Origin of the sequence: Streptomyces sp. CB01201, from assembly GCF_002803085.1 — a bacterium.
Taxonomy (GTDB): domain Bacteria; phylum Actinomycetota; class Actinomycetes; order Streptomycetales; family Streptomycetaceae; genus Streptomyces; species Streptomyces hundungensis.
This window is the reverse complement of record NZ_NNBJ01000019.1, coordinates 155037-174700: the sequence shown is the minus strand read 5'-3', so window position 1 is coordinate 174700 and position 19664 is coordinate 155037. Positions and strand designations below refer to the sequence as shown.

The 19664-nt window shown below is 71.6% G+C and carries 16 protein-coding genes; 8 read left to right on the top strand and 8 right to left on the bottom strand.

The window, feature by feature from the left end; translation table 11 throughout:
* Positions 1-57 precede the first annotated feature (57 nt).
* Complete coding sequence (locus tag CG740_RS32130; RefSeq protein WP_100578829.1) at positions 58-414, bottom strand: winged helix-turn-helix transcriptional regulator; 357 nt, start codon at positions 412-414, stop codon at positions 58-60.
* A 215-nt stretch (positions 415-629) separates the two neighbouring features.
* On the opposite strand from CG740_RS32130, the gene CG740_RS32125 reads away from it, so the two are divergent.
* The 6 genes from CG740_RS32125 (at position 630) to CG740_RS32100 (ending at position 7875) form a co-directional block, all read left to right on the top strand.
* On the top strand, positions 630-1487 hold the full coding sequence (locus CG740_RS32125) for an SDR family oxidoreductase (protein ID WP_100578812.1): 858 nt from the start codon (positions 630-632) through the stop codon (positions 1485-1487).
* A gap of 162 nt (positions 1488-1649) precedes the next feature.
* A complete protein-coding gene (rarD, locus tag CG740_RS32120) occupies positions 1650-2645 on the top strand; it encodes an EamA family transporter RarD (RefSeq protein WP_234376599.1) in 996 nt (331 codons plus the stop codon).
* 690 nt (positions 2646-3335) lie between these two features.
* A complete protein-coding gene (gene abc-f / locus CG740_RS32115; RefSeq protein ID WP_100578810.1) occupies positions 3336-4976 on the top strand; it encodes a ribosomal protection-like ABC-F family protein in 1641 nt (546 codons plus the stop codon).
* Positions 4977-5026: 50 nt separating this feature from the next.
* Positions 5027-5476, top strand: a complete 450-nt coding sequence (locus tag CG740_RS32110) for a VOC family protein (RefSeq protein WP_100578809.1) — start codon at positions 5027-5029, stop codon at positions 5474-5476.
* A gap of 345 nt (positions 5477-5821) precedes the next feature.
* The gene (locus tag CG740_RS32105; RefSeq protein ID WP_100578808.1) at positions 5822-7168 is read left to right on the top strand and encodes a M28 family metallopeptidase; all 1347 of its coding nucleotides are present in this window, start codon (positions 5822-5824) and stop codon (positions 7166-7168) included.
* Positions 7169-7284: 116 nt separating this feature from the next.
* On the top strand, positions 7285-7875 hold the full coding sequence (locus CG740_RS32100; RefSeq protein WP_100578828.1) for a flavodoxin family protein: 591 nt from the start codon (positions 7285-7287) through the stop codon (positions 7873-7875).
* Here the strand turns inward: CG740_RS32100 and CG740_RS32095 are convergent.
* The 5 genes from CG740_RS32095 to CG740_RS32075 all read right to left on the bottom strand — a co-directional run bounded on the left by CG740_RS32095 (position 7841) and on the right by CG740_RS32075 (position 13063).
* Complete coding sequence (locus CG740_RS32095) at positions 7841-8446, bottom strand: TetR/AcrR family transcriptional regulator (RefSeq protein ID WP_100578807.1); 606 nt, start codon at positions 8444-8446, stop codon at positions 7841-7843. The genes CG740_RS32100 and CG740_RS32095 overlap by 35 nt on opposite strands.
* A 208-nt stretch (positions 8447-8654) precedes the next feature.
* Positions 8655-9557, bottom strand: a complete 903-nt coding sequence (locus CG740_RS32090) for an ABC transporter permease (RefSeq protein WP_100578806.1) — start codon at positions 9555-9557, stop codon at positions 8655-8657.
* Positions 9544-10509, bottom strand: coding sequence for an ABC transporter ATP-binding protein (locus CG740_RS32085; RefSeq protein ID WP_100578805.1), 966 nt, complete (start codon positions 10507-10509; stop codon positions 9544-9546). The genes CG740_RS32090 and CG740_RS32085 overlap by 14 nt, the downstream gene beginning before the upstream one ends.
* 83 nt (positions 10510-10592) lie before the next feature.
* The gene (locus CG740_RS32080; RefSeq protein WP_100578804.1) at positions 10593-11810 is read right to left on the bottom strand and encodes a LolA family protein; all 1218 of its coding nucleotides are present in this window, start codon (positions 11808-11810) and stop codon (positions 10593-10595) included.
* 242 nt (positions 11811-12052) lie between these two features.
* Complete coding sequence (locus CG740_RS32075; RefSeq protein WP_100578803.1) at positions 12053-13063, bottom strand: polyprenyl synthetase family protein; 1011 nt, start codon at positions 13061-13063, stop codon at positions 12053-12055.
* Positions 13064-13253: 190 nt separating this feature from the next.
* Between CG740_RS32075 and CG740_RS32070 the strand changes: the two genes are divergently transcribed.
* Together CG740_RS32070 and CG740_RS32065 are read left to right on the top strand one after the other, a co-directional pair.
* Positions 13254-14753: a peptide MFS transporter gene (locus CG740_RS32070; RefSeq protein WP_100578802.1), complete on the top strand. Its 1500-nt coding sequence runs from the start codon at positions 13254-13256 to the stop codon at positions 14751-14753.
* Between the two features lie 10 nt (positions 14754-14763).
* Entirely contained in the window at positions 14764-16764 is a 2001-nt protein-coding gene (locus CG740_RS32065) for a CocE/NonD family hydrolase (RefSeq protein ID WP_100578801.1), read from the top strand.
* Between the two features lie 306 nt (positions 16765-17070).
* Here CG740_RS32065 and CG740_RS32055 read toward each other — a convergent pair whose 3' ends face one another.
* Complete coding sequence (locus CG740_RS32055) at positions 17071-18276, bottom strand: FAD-dependent oxidoreductase (protein ID WP_234376597.1); 1206 nt, start codon at positions 18274-18276, stop codon at positions 17071-17073.
* 44 nt (positions 18277-18320) lie between these two features.
* Entirely contained in the window at positions 18321-19556 is a 1236-nt protein-coding gene (locus CG740_RS32050; protein ID WP_100578827.1) for a carboxylate--amine ligase, read from the bottom strand.
* Positions 19557-19664: the final 108 nt, after the last annotated feature.

Genomic DNA, 19664 nt, shown 5'->3' with positions numbered 1-19664 from the left:
AGTTCATGTCGACGCACCACGAACGGAGCAACGAACCATCGACTTTACGGACACGGCCTAGGCTCCGGACGACTGCCGGGCCGCGTCGTAGGCGGCCCGCGCGCGCTGCACGTCGGCCATCCGGACGTCGGTCCAGCGTGCCAGCGCCCGCACCTGCTCGGCGGCCTCGCGGCCGAGCGGGGTGATCGAGTAGTCGACGCGGGGCGGGATCACCGGCTTGGCGTCCCGGTGCACGAAACCGTCGCGCTCCAGCGTCTGAAGCGTCTGGGCGAGCATCTTCTCGCTGACCGTACTGAGCTTGCCGATCTCCCGGCGCAGCTCGCTGAACCGGTACGAGCGGTCGAGCAGCGCGTCCAGGACCAGGACCCCCCAGCGGCTGGTGACGTGCTCCAGCACCAGCCGGTGCGGGCACATGGCCTCGCGCGCCGCCTCCCGCCGCCCGCGCTCCCCGGCGACATCCACGGCAGCACCCCCAGCCCTTCCCACACCTACTCTCACACTTACTCCCATGACAGTACCTTACTTCAAAGTGGGTACTTTCGCATGGTTAGCGCTATCCGTAAGGTGGACCCCAGAGCGGACCCCCCTTCCCCCTCTCCGCTCTCCGTCCACGCATGAGGAGCCACACCATGAGCATCGTCGTCACCGGAGCCACCGGATCCCTCGGCCGTCTCGTCGTCGAGGACCTGCTCACGCGGGTACCGGCGAGCGAGATCGCCGCCGTCGTACGCGACAAGGAGAAGGCGGCCGGCCTCGCCGCCCGGGGCGTGGAGCTCCGCATCGCCGACTACAGCGAGCCCGCCACCCTGGCCGGCGCCTTCGAAGCCGGCGACCGGGTGCTGCTGATCTCCGGCAGCGAGGTCGGCCGGCGCGTCCCGCAGCACACCGCGGTGATCGAGGCGGCGAAGGCCGCGGGCGTCGCCCAGCTCGCCTACACCGGCATCCTCGGCGGCCCGGACGCCGACTTCGCGCTCGCCGACGAGCACCGGGTGACCGAGCGGCTGATCCTCGAATCGGGCCTGCCGTACACCTTCCTGCGCAACGGCTGGTACACCGAGAACTACACGGCCAACCTCGCGCCGGTCCTCGCGCACGGCGCGGTCGTCTCCAACGCGGGCGAGGGCCGGGTGGCCTCGGCGGCCCGCGCCGACTACGCGGCGGCCGCCGCCGCGGTGCTGACCGGCGAGGGCCACCTGGGCCGGGCGTACGAGCTGAGCGGCGATGTGGCGTGGTCGTTCGCCGAGTACGCGGCCGAGGTCGCCGCCGCCACCGGCGAGCCGGTCACCTACAACGCGGTCACCCCCGAGGCCCACCTCGCCATCCTGACCGGCGCGGGGCTGCCCACCGCGTTCGCGGAGCTCCTGGTGGACGTCGACCTCGCCATCGAACGGGGCCGCCTGGCCGCCACCCCCGGCGACCTCGCCCGCCTGATCGGCCGCCCGACCACCCCGCTGGCGACGACGGTCCGGGCCGCGCTCGCCGCGTAGGGCAGGCCGTCAGGACCGTATGGCGATACGGGCATGACACCGCGGTCCCTTCGGCGCTACCTTCTGCCTGGAATCGAGCGCGCGGGAGGACCAGTGGCCAAGGATTCGGCAGGACCGGTGGGACCGGTGAAGCCAGTGGGGCCTATGAAGCCGGTGGGATCCATGAAACCGGCGGGATCTGCTGAACCGGCGGGATCTGCCGAACCGGCGGGACAACAGCGGGCCGGGCTGCTGTACGGGATCGGCGCGTACGGGATGTGGGGGCTCGTCCCCCTGTTCTGGCCGCTGCTCAAGCCGGCGGACGCGATGGAGATCCTGGCCCACCGCATGGTGTGGTCCCTCGGCCTGGTCGCCGTCGTGCTCCTGGCGATGCGCCGCTGGGCCTGGATCGGCGAGTTGGTGCGCCAGCCCCGCAAGCTCGGCCTGATAGCCGTCGCCGCGACGGTGATCACGGTCAACTGGGGCGTCTACATCTGGTCGGTGAACTCCGGCCATGTGGTGGAGGCGTCCCTCGGCTACTTCATCAACCCGCTCGTGACCATCGCGATGGGCGTGCTGATCCTGAAGGAACGACTCCGGCGCGCCCAGTGGATCGCGGTGGGCGTGGGCGCGGCGGCGGTCGTCGTCCTGACGGTGGGCTACGGGCAGCCGCCGTGGATCTCGCTGACCCTGGCGTTCTCGTTCGCTACGTACGGCCTGGTCAAGAAGCAGGTCAACCTCGGCGGTCTGGAGTCCCTGGCCGCCGAGACCGCCGTGCAGTTCCTGCCCGCGCTCGGCTATCTGCTGTGGCTCGGCGGGCAGGGGCGGGCCACGTTCGTCACCGGGGGTGCGGGGCACGCGGTGCTGCTGGCCGCGACGGGCGTCGTGACCGCCATCCCCCTGATCTGCTTCGGCGGGGCGGCGATCCGGGTGCCGCTCTCGACGCTGGGGCTGCTCCAGTATCTGGCGCCGGTCTTCCAATTCCTGCTCGGCATCGCCTACTTCCACGAGGCGATGCCGCCGGAGCGCTGGGCGGGCTTCGCGCTGGTGTGGCTGGCCCTCACCACGCTGACCTGGGACGCCCTCCGCACGGCTCGCGCCACCCGCCGCGCCCTGTCCGAAGCCCTGGCCCACACCCCGCCGCTGGCCTCCACGCCGCCCCAGCCGCAGGGTTCGTAGGCGCTTTTCCCTCCCCACCCCGCCCCTTCCCACAACCCTCCGGGGGACCCGGCCGACCTCGAACCGCACGAGGCTTGTCGCGCAGTTCCCCGCGCCCCTGACCTCGATGCCGTCCGCAAACCGCGGCCACTTCTCGCGCCCCCAACCCCCTTTTCGACCGCGGACCGTGCCCCCTTCTCGCGCAGTTCCCCACGCCCCTGACCTCGATGCCGTCCGCGAACCGCGGCCACTTCTCGCGCCCCCAACCCCCTTTTCGACCGCGGACCGTGCCCCCTTCTCGCGCAGTTCCCCGCGCCCCTAACCCCCTCTTCGACCGCGGACCGCGCCCGCTTCTCGCGCAGTTCCCCGCGCCCCTTGGCAGTGCCGGTGCTGGGGCATCCTCAGCCTGTCCGGCGTTTGAGGACGAGCGCCCTTAAGGCGCGAACGGGGGTCTGGGGGCGGAGCCCCCGGGGGCCGGAGCCAACCAACCCCGGGCAACGGGCGGGCGGGTGGGCAAAAGTCCCCGGGGTCTGGGGCGGAGCCCCAGGGGGCCCGGCAAAAAAAAGGGGGCGACGCGCCGGGGGCACCCCGGTTAGCCTGAGGGCATGGTCGCGTACTCGTACTACTTCTTCCGCTGAGCCCCCCGCGGCAGCAGCCGCACCCAGCCCCACCCCGGAAGGAACCCCGTACCGAGTACACCAAGGGACACCCATGCCCTCGCACGACCACACCCCCTCCCAGCTGACGCTCACCGCCGTCTGCAAGACATACGGCGACCGCCGGGTACTGGACCAGGTGAGCCTCACCGTCCGCCCCGGCGACAGGACCGCCGTCATCGGCGAGAACGGCTCCGGCAAGTCCACCCTGCTGCGGCTGCTCGCCGGCGCCGAGCAGCCGGACACCGGAGAGGTCACCTCCGTCTTCCCCGGCGGCACCGGCCACCTCGCCCAGACCCTGGACCTCGCCCCGGACCGCACGGTCCAGGACGCCATCGACCACGCACTGGCCGAGCTACGCGCCCTGGAAGCCGCCATCCACGCCGCCGAAGCGGCCCTCGCACAAGCGGGCGAGCACGCCGACGAAGCCCAACTCTCTGCGTACGGAGACCTGTTGAGCGCGTACGAGAACCGCGACGGCTACCGCGCGGAACCCCGCACCGCCGCCGCCCTCAACGCCCTCGGCCTCGCCCACCTCACCCGCGACCGCGAACTCGGCACGCTCTCCGGCGGCGAGCAGTCCCGCCTCGCGCTCGCCTGCGTCCTGGCCGCCGCTCCCGAGCTGCTCCTGCTCGACGAACCGACCAACCACCTGGACCACCGGGCCACCGACTGGCTCGCGGAGCAACTCCGCGCCCACCGCGGAACGTTGGTGGTCGTCACCCACGACCGCGCCTTCCTCGAACGCGTCTCGACGACGATCCTGGAGGTGGACCGGGACCTGCGCACGGTCGTCCGGTACGGCGACGGCTGGGCCGGATACCGTACGGCCCGGGCCGCCGCGCGCCACCGCCGAGAGCTGGCCTACCAGGAGTGGCGCACCGAGCTGGCCCGCACCCGAGAGCTCGTCGAGGCCGCCGGGCAACGCCTCGCGGCGAGCGGAAAGGACCCGGGCCAGGGCTTCGGCAGACACCGCCGTTCCTCGGAAGCCAAGCTGTCCGGGCAGGTCAGGGCGGCCAGGACACGGCTGGACCAGTTGGAGCGGCAGCCGGTCGCGGCCCCGCCGCCGCCCCTGCGGTTCAACGCCCGCCTCACCACGGCGGTGGCCGATTTCGACGGCCCGCTCGTCGAGCTGGCCGGTGTCGCGGTGGGCGACCGCCTGAACGTGCCCGCCCTGAGCGTCAAACCTGGCTGCCGCCTCCTCGTGTCCGGCCCCAACGGCGCCGGCAAGACGACCCTCCTGCGCGTCCTCGCCGGACGGCTGGGCCCGGACGCCGGGACCGTTCGCCGGACGAACCGTCATATCGGCTATCTGGCACAGGAGTTGAGCCATTCCCCCACCCGCACTCCACTCCTCGGCGCCTTCGCCTCGGGACGCCCCGGGCTCCCCGAGGAGTACGCCGATGAACTGCTGTCCCTCGGCCTGTTCCGCGAGGAGGACTTCGCGGTGCCGGTCGCGGCGCTGTCCGTAGGCCAGCGGCGACGGCTTGAGCTCGCCCGTCTGGTGACCCGCCCCGCCGACCTCCTCGTACTGGACGAGCCGACCAACCATGTGTCGCTCGCCCTGGTGGAGGAGGTGGAGCAGGCACTGGCCGGCTATCCGGGCGCGGTCGTGGTGGTCTCGCACGACCGCCGCTTCCGGTCCTCCTTCACGGGTGACCGGCTGGAGCTGCGCGCCGGAACACCGGTGCGCTGACCTCGACGGGCCGCGGGACGGGCCGCCGGTGTGCGGGTTATAACGAGCACATGACCCTGCACTGGAAGCTCGTGGTGGACGCCTCCGACCCGCACACCCAGGCCGACTTCTGGGCTGCCGCCCTCGGCTACGAGGTCGAGGACAACAGCCTGCTGATCAACCGGCTGAGGGCGGCCGGGGCCATCGGACCGGATCTCACCCTCGAACACGGCGGCCGGATCGCCTTTCGCGATCTGGTCGCCGTCCGGCATCCGGACGACTCCTACGACCCCGAGAGCGGCACGGGCCTCGGCCGGCGCATCCTGTTCCAACGGGTGCCGGAGCGGAAGACGGTGAAGAACCGGATGCACATCGACGTCCACTCGGCACCCGGGGAGCGGGCCGCCGAGGTCGACCGCATCGCCGGGCTCGGGGCCACGGTGCAGCGCCAAGTAAGCCAACCAGGAGGGGAGTTCACGTTGATGACGGACCCGGAGGGCAACGAGTTCTGCGTGCATTAGGCCGCACCCGCTCCAGCGGTACGGTCCGCCCCCGGCACCCCGACATCCCCGCGCCCCGGCACCCCGGCACCCCGGCATCCCGACACCCCCGTACCCCCGCACCCCGGCGGCACGCGAACACGGCCCGACCGGTCCCGGTCGCCCCGGCGGCACCCGAAGCCACCCCCGAACAGGACCGGTCGGATATGGCCCCATCACCCCCCGTTTGGGCCCAGTTGAGCATCCGTACACCGTCCGGAAGACGAACACCCCTGGCCGGTTTACGTTCTTGACGCCCCCTGTACCTCTCCTTGACCATCGGCCTCGCGTTTCCGTCCCATCCCCGAACGGAACACGGAGCCCCCCATGCGCACTTCGCTCTCCCCACGCACCCTGTCCGCAGGCGCGGCGCTGGCCACCGCCGCGCTCGCCCTCGGCGTGCTCGCACCCGCCGTCCACGCGGCCCCCGCGCCCGAGACCTCCGCCCGGGTGCGCCCCGCGGCGGTCGCCGCGCCCGACATACCCGTCGCCAACGTCAAGGCGCACCTGGCCCAGCTCCAGCAGATAGCCAACGCCAACGGCGGCAACCGCGCCCACGGCCGGTCCGGCTACAAGGCGTCCCTCGACTATGTGAAGGGCAAGCTGGACGCCGCCGGATTCACCACCTCCGTCCAGCAGTTCAGCTCCTCCGGCGCCACCGGCTACAACCTGATCGCCGACTGGCCCGGCGGCGACGCCTCCCGGACCGTCATGGCCGGCGCACACCTCGACTCGGTCACCGCAGGGCCCGGCATCAACGACAACGGGTCCGGTTCGGCCGGCATCCTGGAGACCGCGCTCGCCGTCTCACGGGCCCAGCTCAAGCCCGACAAGCACCTCAGGTTCGCCTGGTGGGGCGCCGAGGAGCTGGGCATGGTCGGGTCGCGGTACTACGTCAACTCGCTGGCCAGTGGCGACCGTTCGAAGATCTCGGGCTATCTGAACTTCGACATGATCGGCTCGCCGAACCCGGGATACTTCGTCTACGACGACGACTCCACCCTGGAGAAGGTGTTCAAGGACTACTTCGCCACCCTCTCCATTCCCACCGAGATCGAGACCGAGGGTGACGGCCGTTCCGACCACGCCCCGTTCAAGAGCGCGGGCATCCCCGTCGGCGGCCTGTTCTCCGGCGCCGACTACACCAAGACCGCCGCCCAGGCGCAGAAGTGGGGCGGCTCGGCGGGCCAGGAGTTCGACGCCTGCTACCACGCCTCCTGCGACACCAGCTCCAACATCGACACCACGGCTCTCGACCACAACAGCGACGCCATCGCCTACGCCCTGTGGCAGTTGGCCGCCGGGGGCAGCACGCCGCCCGACCCGGGCAGCACCTTCGAGAACACCACGGACCTCGCCGTCCCCGATTCGCCGGGACCGGCCGTGACGTCCTCGATCACCGTCAACGGCCGTAGCGGGAACGCCCCTTCGGCACTGAAGGTCGGCGTGAAGGTCGTCCACACCTACAGCGGCGACCTGGTGATCGATCTGGTCGGGCCGAGCGGCCGCTCCTACCGGCTGCACAACTCGTCGTCCGACGCGACGCCCAACATCGACACGACCTACACCGTGAACGCCTCGTCGGAGACGGCCAACGGCACCTGGAAGCTCAAGCTCCAGGACAAGGGCCCGCAGGACACCGGCTATCTCGACAGCTGGAAGCTCACCTTCTGACCCGGGCCGGCCCCATCCCCCGGGATCGGGCCGGAAGACAAACCCTCCCGCCAAAGGCGTATGCGTGTGCATATACTGCACGCGCATACGCCTTTGGATGACTCATGGAGGGCACCATGCCCCGCAACTTCCTTTTCCTGTTGGGCAGTACACGCGCGGACGGCAACACCGAGGCGCTCGCCCGGCTGGCCGCCGAGCAGCTCCCGGCGGGCGACACCGCCCGCTGGCTGCGCCTCGCCGACGTGGATCTCCCCGTATTCCGCGACCTGAGCCACACCGACCAGAGCGACCTGGCCGCCCCCACCGGCGACGCGGCGACCCTGCTCGACGCGACCCTGGACGCCACCGATCTGGTCATCGCCTCGCCGCTGTACTGGTACAGCGTGAGCACCCCGGTCAAGCACTACCTCGACCACTGGGCGGGCTGGCTCCGCACCCCGGGGCTCGACTTCCGCCGACGGATGGCCGGACGCACCTTGTGGGGCGTGACCGTGCTCGCGGGCGGTGATCTCTCCACGGCCGACCCCCTGGTGGGCACGCTGCGCAACTCGGCCGCCTACATGGGCCTCCACTGGGGCGGAGTGCTGCTCGGCAGCGCCACCCTGCCGGGCGAGATCGCCCAGGACACGGAGGCCGCCGCCCGCGCCAAGACGTTCTTCGGCAGCACGCCCCTCAGCGCTGCTCCGGGGTCCGCAACGCCCGCATGACATGGGCCACCAGCGTCTCCACGTGCTGCGGATCGGGCATCGGCCGGCCGAGCGCGTGGCGGTAGTACAGCGGGCCGTACAGCATCTCCACGGCCAGCGGGAGGTCGGCGTCCGGGGGTAGTTGGCCCTGCTCCTGGGCGCCGCGCATGCGCTCGTAGACGAGGGCCACGCGCGGGATCACCAGCTCGTCGTTGACCGCCCGCGCCAACTGCTCGTCGTGCAGCACCTGGGAGAGGATCCCCCGGTAGGCGGGGCCCATCACCGGCGAGTTGAACAGGTTGACCAGCATGCCGATGTGGGTGCGCAGATCGACATCGATGTCCCCGGTGTCGGGGAACTCCGAATGGCTGACCACCAGTTCCACCACCGCGTCGAGCAGTACCGCGCCCTTCGTCGACCACCAGCGGTAGATGGTCTTCTTGCTGACGCCCGCACGGGCCGCGATCGCCTCGATGGTGACCTTGCCGTAGCCGTTCTCCGCACACACTTCGAGCGCGGCCGCGAGCGTCGCCCGGCGTGATTTCTCGCTGCGGCGCCTGGGGCTCGGGGCGGATCCGGACGAGGTGATCATGCCCTCACTCTACGAGGGCGTCCGTAACCGGATTGACAGCCGAGCCCGCTGCTCCAACAATGACGCAGGAAACGGAACGTGTCGTGTCGAGCTGGACGGGGGTCGGCTCGCACGACCGGTCCGTTCCGGACACTTCCGTACGCTGTCGCGTCCGCCGGCTGGGCCCGTTCCACCGGCCGTTCCGGCCGCCCGGCCGCCGGACAGCCTCTCACGCAGTGATGTCCTTCGCCGTGAAGCGGGCCCAGGCCGCCGAGCCGAAGACCGCGACGTACAGGGCCTGGAGCTCGAAGTTCTTCACCAGCTGGTCCCAGTAGACCGGCTCGCGCAGAACGTCCGCGAAGGACAGCCAGTAGTGCGGGAAGAGATACGGGCCGATCGCGTGCAGCTGCGGTATCTGGCCGAGGATCTGGACGGTGATCAGCAGCCCGACGGTCGTGGCCATCGCCGCGATCCCGCTGTTGGTCAGGGTCGAGATGAAGAGCCCGAGCGCGGCCATCCCGGACAGCGAGACCGCCACCACTCCGGCGATCGCCACGGCCCGCAGCAGCCCGTCGGCGAACGAGATCTGCGTACCGGAGATCGTCGTGACCTCTCCCAGCGGGAAGAGCAGCGCGCCGACCGCGAGCGCCGACGCCGCCACCACGAGCGTGGCGATGAGGCAGAAGGCCAGCACCGAGGCGTACTTGGCGAGCAGCAGCCGGGTGCGGCCCGCCGGGGCGACGAGCAGATAGCGCAGCGTCCCCGAGTTGGCCTCGCCCGCCACCGCGTCGCCCGCGACCACGCCGACCGCCATCGGCAGGAACACCGGCAAGGTGGCCGCGAGGGCCGCGAACACCAGGAAGAGGCCGTTGTTGGTGATCTGCGCGAGGAACGCGGGGCCGCCCTCTCCGCCCCCGCCGCCCCTGCGGCCGCCCGTGTCGACCCTCACCGCGATGCCGATCAGGATCGGCACCGCCGCGAGGACCGCGAGCAGCGCCAGTGTGCGCCAGCGGCGCAGCACCGTGATCAGCTCGGAGCGGAAGAGGCCCAGCGACCACAGGACGCTCGGCCGGCGCTCGGGCCCGGCCTCCGGACCCCGCCGGGGTGCCTCCACGACCTCAGCCCGCGACATCGAAGCCCTCCCCGGTCAGCGCCACGAAGGCGTCTTCGAGCGAGGCGCGCTCGGCCGCGAAGCCGCGCACGCGCACCCCGGCCCGTACCAGCTCGGCGTTGAGGTCCGCCAACTCCACGTCATCGGGCGGCAGTTCGCTGGTCACCCGGTCCTCCCCGGCCACCGTCACATCGGCGATCCCGCGCTCCTTGAGGAGGCGGGCGGCGGCCCCGGTGTCCGGAGTGGTCACCACGAGCCGGCCGCGCGCGTTCGCCGCCAGCTCGGCCACCCCGCCCTGGACGACGAGCCGGCCCTGGTTCATCACCGCGGCGTGCGAGCAGACCTGCTCGATCTCGTCGAGCAGGTGCGAGGAGAGGAAGACGGTCGTGCCGTCCTCGGCCAACTCCCTGATCAGGGAACGGATTTCGCGCATGCCCTGGGGGTCGAGCCCGTTGGTCGGCTCGTCCAGGACCAACAGCTCCCGGTGCTGGAGCAGGGCGGAGGCCAGACCCAGGCGCTGCTTCATGCCCAGCGAGTACGCCCGCGCCTTCTTGCCCGCCGCCGCGGCCAGGCCCACCCGGTCCAGGGCGGCCGTCACCCGGGCGGCGCGGGTGCGGGGGTCGGCGGTGGGGTCCGCGGCGTCGTAGCGCAGCAGGTTGTCCCGGCCGGACAGGAAGCCGTACAGGGCGGGGCCCTCGATCAGGGCGCCCACCCGGGGCAGCACGGCGCGGGCGGCCTTCGGCATGGGGCTGCCGAGGAGCCGCGCGGTGCCGGAGGTCGGCTCGATGAGACCCATCAGCATGCGGATGGTGGTGGTCTTGCCCGAGCCGTTGGGGCCGAGGAAGCCGAAGACGCTGCCGCGCGGGACCGTGAGGTCCAGCCCATTCACGGCCAGCTGGCCACCGCGGAACCGCTTGCTGAGGCCATGTGTCTCGATGACCGCTGGACTGTTCCCCACTCCACCCCTTCCCACTCCGCCCCTTCCCGCTGCCGCCCTCCCCGGCGCCGGGAGCCGAGGGGTGACCCCCTCGGCTCCCTGGCCGGCGAGCCGGGCTACTACTTGGCCGAGTTCGCGGCGGCGATCAGCGCGTCCTTCGTCACCGCGCCCACGTACACCTTGCCGTTGTCCGTGATCAGGGCGTTGACCAGGCGGGTCTTGAAGACCGTACCCGAGCCGAACTTGCCGGAGACCTTGTCGCCCAGGGAGTCCAGGAACGTCTGCGCGTCCCCGCCGCCCTTGCCGTTGCCGGCCTTCGGGATGCCCTTGCCGCCGGTGTCGAACTCGGCGATGGACGTCCAGCCCTTGCCGATCACCTTGGTGTTCTTGGCGTCACCCAGACCGCCGAGGCCACCGGGCAGGCTCTGCTCGGGCTTGAACGTCTGCTTCTGCTTGCCGTCGTCCTGGGTGACCTTCGCGCCCTTGGGCGGGGTGAAGCTGAAGGTGTCCGCGGACGGCTTGGAGAAGTCGACCTTGGTGAAGCCCGCGTCGACCACGGCCTTGCCGCCGGCGCTCGACGCGAGCGTGAACTTCAGCGGCACGCCCGTCTTGGCGTCGACCGCCACCCGGACCGAGCCGACCGTCGAGCCGGACTGCTTCGGCTTGATCAGGAGCTGGTAGGCATCGCGCCCGGCCACCTGCGCCGTGCCGTCGACGGATACCGCGGTGGTGGGGTCGACGTTCTTCAGGAACTGGTCGGCGAGCGCCTTCGGGGTGGTCGGAACGCCCGCGTCCGGCGTCTTCTTGCCGTGCTCCTTCGCCGCGTCGGCCGCGGAGCGCTGCGAGTGGTACGCCTGGTTCGAGCCGCTGTCGTAGGCCCAGACGTCGTTGCCGTTGTGGATCAGGCTGTACTCGGCCGCGTCCTCCAGGATGGACACCTTCTGGCGGTCGGGGCCGTCGGCCGCGACGCGCAGGGTGTGGGTGCCCGACGCCAGCTCGGTGAGCTTCGCGTCCGGGGACGCGGACTTGTCGGAGCCGCCGCCCTTGGGGGCGAACGAGCCGAGGCTGCCGAGCCCGGGCAGGCCCAGGTCCGTGCTGATCTTCAGAGTGCCGGAGAGCTGCTGGGTGTCGGATGCGGCCATCTTCTCGATGAGCTGCTGTGCGCTGATCTTCGGCAGACTGGGGTCGCCGGCCGCGGCGAGTGCCGGGACGAGCCCGATGGTCGCCGCCGCCACCCCCGCCACCGCGACCGGGACGAGGTAGCGCGCCGCCTTGCGGCGGCCCGCGCCGAGGTCCCTGGCCTCGTCGGTGGCCTGTGCGCTGTCGTTCGGTGCCATGTGTGCCCTACCTCCGTGGTCGGCGGCGTCCGTCCGTCGTGCTCAGTTCCACCCCGCGCCGCCATTCTCACCCGAATTGGTCAGGAGTGGTGCTTCCCATCCGACCAAAATCGGAGCCTCGGCGCGTCAGCCCCCGGGAGCAACCTCATGTACCTCTCTGGGATGACGGAACCCTGAGTCGCCTACCCCGTCCGTTAGGGGTGAGGACGGGCAGGGCCCGTTTTTCGGCCGGGCCCCTCGGCTCAGCCCGCGCGGTGCACGACCGCGTCGCAGAGCTCTTCGAGCGCGGACTTGGCGTACCCGGAGGGCAGCGGCGCGAGGGTGGCCCGCGCCTCCTCGGCGTACCGGACGGTGTCCTTGCGCGCCTGCTCCAGAGCGGGGTGCACGCGCAGCCGGCGCAGCGCCTCCGCGTGCCGGGCGTCGTCGCTGAGGTCGCCGTCGAGCAGCGCCACGAGCTCCAGGTCCTCCGGGCGGCCGTGCTGCGCGGCCCGCGCCCGCAGGTGCAGGACCGGCAGCGTGGGGATGCCCTCGCGCAGGTCCGTGCCCGGGGTCTTGCCCGACTCGTGCGAGTCGCTGGCGATGTCCAGGACGTCGTCGGCGAGCTGGAAGGCGGTGCCCAGGCGCTCGCCGTACTGCGTGAGGATGTCGACGACCGACTCGTCGGCGCCGGACATCATCGCGCCGAACCGGCCGGAGACCGCGACGAGCGAGCCCGTCTTGCCGGACAGCACGTCGAGGTAGTGGTCGACCGGGTCGCGCCCCTCGCGGGGCCCCGCGGTCTCCAGGATCTGACCGGTGACGAGCCGTTCGAACGCCTCGGCCTGAATCCGTACGGCCTCGGGGCCGAGATCCGCCAGTATGTGCGAGGCGCGTGCGAAGAGAAAATCACCCGTGAGGACCGCGATGGAGTTGCCCCAGCGGGTGTTGGCGCTGTCCACGCCGCGCCGCACATCGGCCTCGTCCATCACGTCGTCGTGGTACAGCGTCGCGAGATGGGTCAGCTCGACTACCACGGCCGAGGGCACGACGCCCGGCGCGTAGGGATCTCCGAACTGGGCCGCCAGCATCACGATCAGCGGGCGGAATCGCTTGCCACCTGCGCGGATGAGGTGCTGCGCGGCCTCCGTGATGAACGGGACCTCGCTCTTGGTGGCATCGAGCAGTCCCGCCTCGACAGCCGCCAATCCGGTCTGGACATCGGCTTCAAGTGCCTGGTCCCGCACGCTCAGCCCGAACGGCCCGACGACGGTCACGAGGGGTACTCCTGTCTGCTGACGATCACACGGATTGTCGATGTGTCGCTGCCTTCACTCAAGTCAGCGTATCGGGTCGCTGTTCGATCACCATGGGCGCCTTCCCGTCACCGCCCGCGCACAGTCCCTTGGACCCCGGTATGTTCTGGATCAGCTCATACGATCAGGAGTGGACCTTTTGTCCGGAACGATGACCGACAGCCCCGACGATCCGGCCGCGGAGCAGCCGCCGCCGCAGGACGACCACGCCTTTTTCGGCCAGCCGCGCGGCCTGCTCACCCTCTCCGGCCTGGAGGTCTGGGAGCGCTTCTCCTTCCTCGGCATGCAGGCGATCCTCGTCCTGTACTTCGCCGACTCCGTCGCGAACGACGGCATGGGCATGTCCGCGGGCACCGCGGCCTCCGTGTCGGCGGCCTACGGCACCCTCGTCTACCTGGTCTCGGTCGCCGGCGGCTGGCTCGCCGACCGCATCCTCGGCTCCTACCGCGCGGTCCTGTACGGCGGCATCCTCATCGCCTGCGGCCACTACGCCATGGCCGTGCCCACCGCCGCGGCCACCTGGATCGGGCTCGGCCTGATCAGCGCGGGCACCGGCCTGCTCAAGCCCAATGTCGCCTCCATGGTCGGCAAGCTCTACCGGACCGACGACGAGCGGCGCGACGCCGGGTTCGCGCTGTACTACATGGGCATCAACATCGGCGCCTTCCTCGGCCCGCTGATCACCGGCTGGCTCGGCGACCACAAGGGCTGGCACTGGGGCTTCTCGGCGGCCGCGGTCGGCATGACGTTCGGCCTGATCCAGTACGTCCTCGGCCGGCGCCACCTGGCCGGACGCAAGCACGCGGCCGAATTCGCGCTGCCGCCCGAGGGCATGCGCCGCGCGGTCCGCCTCATCGTGCTCGGCGTCGTCGTCGTGGCAGCGCTCGCGGTGCTGCTCTCGCTCGGCGGCTGGCTGACGATGGGCCGCTTCGTCGACCTCCTGACCCTGATCTCCGTGATCGCCCCGGTCGTCTACTTCGCGGTGATGTTCGCCAGCCCCCGGGTGACCGCGGAGGAGCGCGGGCGGCTGCGGCCCTACGTCGTGCTGTTCCTGGCCTCGGTGGCGTTCAACTTCATCCTGTTCCAGGCGTACTCGACGATGATGCTGCTCGCCTCCACCAACGCCGAGACCAGCATCCTCGGCTTCCACTTCCCGGCGAGCTGGTACGCCTCCGCGCTCGGCGCGTTCGAGGTGGCGCTCGCGCCGGTGGTGGCCGCCGTGTGGGCCCGCATGGGCCCGCGTCAGCCGCACGCCTCCAACAAGATCGCCTTCGGCGTGATCCTGGGCGGCCTGTCGTTCCTGCTGATGGTCCTGCCCACCTCGGGGCATTCCACCGACACGTACAAGATGGCCGCCTGGTGGATCGTCGGCTCGTACCTGCTGCTCGGGCTCGGCGACATCCTGCTGGAGACCTCCGGCATGTCGGCCACCACCAAGCTCGCCCCGAGGGCCTTCGCCAGCCAGACGATGTCGCTCTGGTTCCTCTCCCTGGCGCTGGCCAACGGCATCCAGGCCCAGACCGTGAAGGTGTACGGAAAGGTCTCCAACCCGGCGTACTTCGGCGTGAACGGCGCCATCGCGGTGCTCGTCGGCATCGCCGTGATCGTCGCCGCCCCCTGGCTCAAGCGCACCATGCACCCCGTCCACTGAGGTTGCCGCCATGCACATCCGCACCGAATTCCCGTACGAGACACAGCGCGAGGACGTCCGGATCCCGCTGCCCGACGGCACGCTCCTGTACGCGCGCGTCTGGCGCCCGGTCACCGAGGAGCCCGTCCCGGCGCTGCTCGAATACCTCCCCTACCGGCTGACCGACTGGACGGCGCCGCGCGACTGGCAGCGCCACCCCTGGTACGCCGGGCACGGCTACGCCTCGGTGCGCGTCGACGTGCGCGGGCACGGCTGCTCCGAGGGGCTGCCGGGCGACGAGTACGACGCGACGGAGCTGGCGGACGGCGTGGCGGTGGTCAACTGGCTCGCCCAACAGCCCTGGTGCACGGGCAAGGTCGGCATGTTCGGCATCTCCTGGGGCGGCTTCAACAGCCTCCAGATCGCCGCCCTCGCCCCCGAACCGCTCAAGGCGATCGTGACGGTCTGCTCGGCCGACGACCGCTACGACAACGACGTGCACTACATGGGCGGTTCGGTGCTCGCCGTCGACATGCACGCCTGGGCGGCGACGATGCTCGCCTTCGTCTCACGCCCGCCGGACCCCTTCTTCGTCGGGGAAAAATGGCGCGAAATGTGGCTGGAACGGCTCGAAGCGGTGCAGCCGTTCATCCACACCTGGCTCGCCCACCAGACCCGGGACGAGTACTGGAAGCACGGCAGCGTCTGCGAGGACTACGGCGCGATCGACGCGGCCGTCCTCGCGGTGGGCGGCTGGCACGACCCGTACCGCGACACCGTCCTGCGCCTGGTGGAGCACCTCCCCGCCGACCGGGTACGGGGTCTCATCGGGCCCTGGTCGCACCAGTATCCGGACCGGGGGCTTCCGCCCGGCCCCGCGATCGGCTTCCTCCAGGAGACCCTGCGCTGGTGGGACCACCATCTCAAGGGCGAGGAGACGGGCGTGATGAAGGAGCCGTTGCTGCGCTCCTGGATCAGCGAGTCGCACCCGCCGGCCACGGTCTACGCCGAGCTGCCGGGCCGCTGGGTCGGCGACCCGGCCTGGCCCTCGCCGCACGTCACCCCCGTCTCGTATGCGCTCCAGGGCGCACCCGTGCAGGTGCGCTCGCCGCAGCACACCGGCCTCGACGCGGGCCGCTTCTTCCCCTTCGGCAACGACGCCGACCTGCCCCCGGACCAGCGCGCCGAGGACGCCCACTCGGCCGCCTTCGACTTCCCCGTGCCGGACGGCTCCGGCCCCCTGGAGATCCTCGGCCGCCCCCGGGTGACGCTCCGGCTGCGCATGGACGTTCCCTTCGGCCAGGCGATCGCGCGCCTCTGCGACGTGGCTCCGGACGGTTCCTCGACCCTGGTCACCCGGGGCGTCCTGAACCTCTCCGCCCGGCACGGCCGGGACCGCGCGGACGCCTGGCCGCTGGGCGCGACGGAGGACGTGTCCTTCGACCTGAACGGCATCGGCCACGCCTTCCCGCCGGGGCACCGCATCCGGCTCGCGGTGTCCTCCGCGTACTGGCCCTGGATCTGGCCGCAGGCCGACTCGGTCGGCTTCACCCTCGACCCGGCCGGCTCCACGCTCCAACTCCCGCTCCGGGAGCGGACGGTGGACGACACGATCGCCTTCGCCGACCCCGAGCAGTCCGCACCGCTCGGCGTCTCCTACCCGGCCCCGCTGGACGAGCCGCGCCCGGAGCGGCTCGTCGTACGGGACGTGGCGAAGGGCGAGTGGCGCCTTGAGGTCGACCCGCGGTACGGGGGCACCCGGGTGTATCCGGACGGGCTCGAATTCATGGAGGACGCGAAGGAGACGTACACGATCGAATCGGACGATCCGCTGTCCGCACGGACCCGCTCGGACTGGCATCTCCGGTTGCACCGGCCGGAGTTGGGGTGGGACGTGCGGGTCGACACGCGGTCGGAGATCTCGTGTGACGCGGCGGATTTCGTGACGTGGGACGAGGTGGTGTGCCGCGAGGGCGACGAGGTCGTCTTCCACCGGACGTGGGAGCGGCGCGTGCCCCGCGAAACGGGCTGACCCTGCGGGTTCCCCGGCCCCTGGGGCTCCGCCCCAGACCCCGTCCGCGCCTGAACGACGCTCGTCCTCAGTCTCCCCCAAGGCCTTAAGGGCCAGGGGGGCCCCATGACGGGCTGAGGATGCCGATGCCGACCAGCACCGAGCCTTTAGGGGCGCGAGGAACTGCGCAACCAGCCACGCACGGTCCACAGCCGTACCAAGGGGCCCGAGGGGGCCCGAGGGAGGCCGGGGGCGCAGACCCGGGAAGGTCACCCGCAGTGGGGCGAGCCCCCCGGGGTCTGGGGCGGAGCCCCAGGGGGCCCGGGGTCAGGCCGTCGCGAGCGAGGCGGCCAGCCGGGGGGAGGCGTACGTCGTGCCGCAGACGAACCGCATGACCGGCCCGAACGACGCCGCCGCCGGCAACCCCGTGAAGTAGAGCCCCCGCACCGAGGACTGGTAACCGGCGTCCAGCACCGGCGCCCCCCGAGACGACAGCAGCTGCGTACGCAACCCGTGCCCGAGGAAGTCGAGCGCCGCCACGTCCACCCGGTACCCCGTCGCCGCCATGACGTGATCCGCCGCCAGCTCCCGCTGGGCCCCCGCACCCCCGCTGAGGGTGAGCACGGGCCGCCCCCCGTCCACCCGGGCCCGCACCACCCGGCGCCCCTCGGTCACCGCCACCCGCCCGACGAAGCGCTCGCGCAACCACCACGCCCCGAGCGGACCCAGCACCTTGCGGACCAGAAGGTGGCGGGCCGGCGCGGGCAGATGCCGGAAGTGGGTCGCGTGGTACGAGAAGGCGTACAGCGACCAGGCGCGGCCGAAGGGCGAGTTGGGGCTGAAGCGCGGCTGGAGATCGGGCGCCGCGCCGAACCGGACCGCCCCCGCGCCGCGCGCGACGACCCGTACGCTCGCCCCCGCCTCCGCCATCAACACCGCGTTCTCCAGCGCCGATTGGCCCGCACCGATCACCAGGACCTCACGCCCGGCGAAGCCGGAGAGGTCCTGGTGCTGGGCCGCGTGCGAGACCGGACCCGTTGCCGAGGGGCCGTCCGGCACGGCCGCGGCCAGCTCGCGCGGCATCCGGGCCAGGCCCGAGAGCCCGGTGGCGACCACGACCGCCCGCGCCTCGAACGCCTCCCCGGAGTCCAGCTTCAGCCCGAACGCGCCGCCCGGCACCCGGTCCACCGAGACCACCCGGACCTGCTCCAGATCGGGGAAGAGCCTCTCGGCGAACCACTGCCCGTACGCGGCGAACGCCTCCACCGGGATCAGGTCCCAGTCGGACTCCAGGCGCCGCATCCCGGTGTCCGCGCAGAAGTCGAGGAGCCCGAACCCCGGCTGCGGCGCGTCGATGCTGGACGCGGCCGGCGTCGACTTGAGGACCATGCCCGCCGGCATGTGCTCGCGCCAGCTCACCATCGGCGAGCCGAAGACGCGGACCGGTATGCCACGGGCGCGCAGATGGGCGGCGGCGGACAGACCGAACGGCCCCGCGCCGATGACCGCCACCGGACGTATCGCAGTACTCACTCGCATCCCCTTCTCGGATTCTCGGAATACGGCTCGGCGCCGGGTCACTTCGTCACCGCACGGCGGGAGCTCCGCCAGAGCCGGTACAGATGCCGCGCCCCGGGACGTACGAACCGCGCCGCCATCGTGAAGAAGGGACCGAGGTCGTCCCCCGCGGCCCACGCGAACTCGGTGCCGGACGGTCGGGCCGGCGCGTGCGGGGTGGTGTAGCCGCTGCGCCGGTACGCGAGCAGCGCGGGCAGGTCGATGTTCTCCACCACATAGCGGCGCCCGGCCCGCTGTTCACCCTCCGGGACGCGGCGGCCGGTGAGGTGGAGGTGCTGGGCGCGGACGACATCGACGCCCGCCTCGTTCTCGAACAGGCGGAACTGCGCGCCCATCCGGGGGTTGAAGTCGAGGAGCTTGTAGCGCCCGTCGCGCCGGTCGAAGCGCAGATCGAGGTCGACGATGCCGCTGAAACCGATCCGCTTCACGAACTGCTCGGCCAGCGCGGTCAGTTCGGGGTTGTCGACGACATACGCGTTGGCCGTCATCCCCGCGTGCGGCGGCCAGGAGCGGACCTTCACCCCGGTGAACAGGGCGAGCGGGGTGGAGTTCTCGTCGAAGTAGGCGTGCACGATCCAGTCCTCGGCCTGCTCGCGCGGCAGATACTCCTGGAGGACCACCCCGGGCCGCTCGCCCCAGCCGCGGGCGAGCGCCAGCAGATGCGCCCGGTCCTCGATCCGGGTGGTGCCGGGCACGGCCGGGCTGTGCCGCCGTACGAACGCCTCCCGGTTCTTGGCCACGACAGGGAAGCGGGCGTGCCGCGCGAAGTCCTCGACATCGGCGTACGTATCGGGGAAAGCGGCGGCCGGGGACGGCACCCCGTGCTCCACGCACAGCTCGTGCAGCCCCTGCTTGCTGGCCAGGCGGCGGGGCAACTCCGGTGCCACGGGCGGAAAGAGGAAGCTCTCGCCGAGTTCCTTCTGGTGCTCGGCGATCAGCACCGCGGCTTCCTCGTCGGTGGGTATGAGGACGGCGGGCCGCCCGATCCGGCGACCGATCCGGAGCAGCCCGTCCACGAGCACGTCCGGCTCCTCGGTGCCGGTCGTCGGCCAGGGGTACGCGCCCGTGAGGAAGCGGGAGTGCGCCGCGGGAGTCCAGCGGTCCTCGGTGATCGCGTACATCGGCACTCCGAGTCTGCCGAGACTGCGGATCGCGCCGACCCCTCCGTGATGCAACGGATAGTTCCCGAACTTCACGATCAGTCCGGGTACGTCCCGGTCCGCCCTGAACAGCACGCTACTGCCCGCCACCAGTCCCCCCTCGGGACAGAGAGCCCCCACAGCCCCGCAGGACACACGGCCCCCTCGCCGGACGCGTCCCGGCAGAGACGCTAAGGGGCAACG

Excerpts from the sequence above, each read along its gene's own strand:
- CG740_RS32070 (WP_100578802.1), top strand. The coding sequence starts at position 13,254 with ATGACCGACAGCCCCGACGATCCGGCCGCGGAGCAGCCGCCGCCGCAG.
- CG740_RS32080 (WP_100578804.1), bottom strand. The coding sequence starts at position 11,810 with ATGGCACCGAACGACAGCGCACAGGCCACCGACGAGGCCAGGGACCTC.
- CG740_RS32125 (WP_100578812.1), top strand. The coding sequence starts at position 630 with ATGAGCATCGTCGTCACCGGAGCCACCGGATCCCTCGGCCGTCTCGTC.
- CG740_RS32105 (WP_100578808.1), top strand. The coding sequence starts at position 5,822 with ATGCGCACTTCGCTCTCCCCACGCACCCTGTCCGCAGGCGCGGCGCTG.
- CG740_RS32095 (WP_100578807.1), bottom strand. The coding sequence starts at position 8,446 with ATGATCACCTCGTCCGGATCCGCCCCGAGCCCCAGGCGCCGCAGCGAG.
- CG740_RS32065 (WP_100578801.1), top strand. The coding sequence starts at position 14,764 with ATGCACATCCGCACCGAATTCCCGTACGAGACACAGCGCGAGGACGTC.
- rarD (WP_234376599.1), top strand. The coding sequence starts at position 1,650 with ATGAAACCGGCGGGATCTGCTGAACCGGCGGGATCTGCCGAACCGGCG.
- CG740_RS32130 (WP_100578829.1), bottom strand. The coding sequence starts at position 414 with ATGTGCCCGCACCGGCTGGTGCTGGAGCACGTCACCAGCCGCTGGGGG.
- CG740_RS32110 (WP_100578809.1), top strand. The coding sequence starts at position 5,027 with ATGACCCTGCACTGGAAGCTCGTGGTGGACGCCTCCGACCCGCACACC.
- CG740_RS32100 (WP_100578828.1), top strand. The coding sequence starts at position 7,285 with ATGCCCCGCAACTTCCTTTTCCTGTTGGGCAGTACACGCGCGGACGGC.
- CG740_RS32090 (WP_100578806.1), bottom strand. The coding sequence starts at position 9,557 with ATGTCGCGGGCTGAGGTCGTGGAGGCACCCCGGCGGGGTCCGGAGGCC.
- abc-f (WP_100578810.1), top strand. The coding sequence starts at position 3,336 with ATGCCCTCGCACGACCACACCCCCTCCCAGCTGACGCTCACCGCCGTC.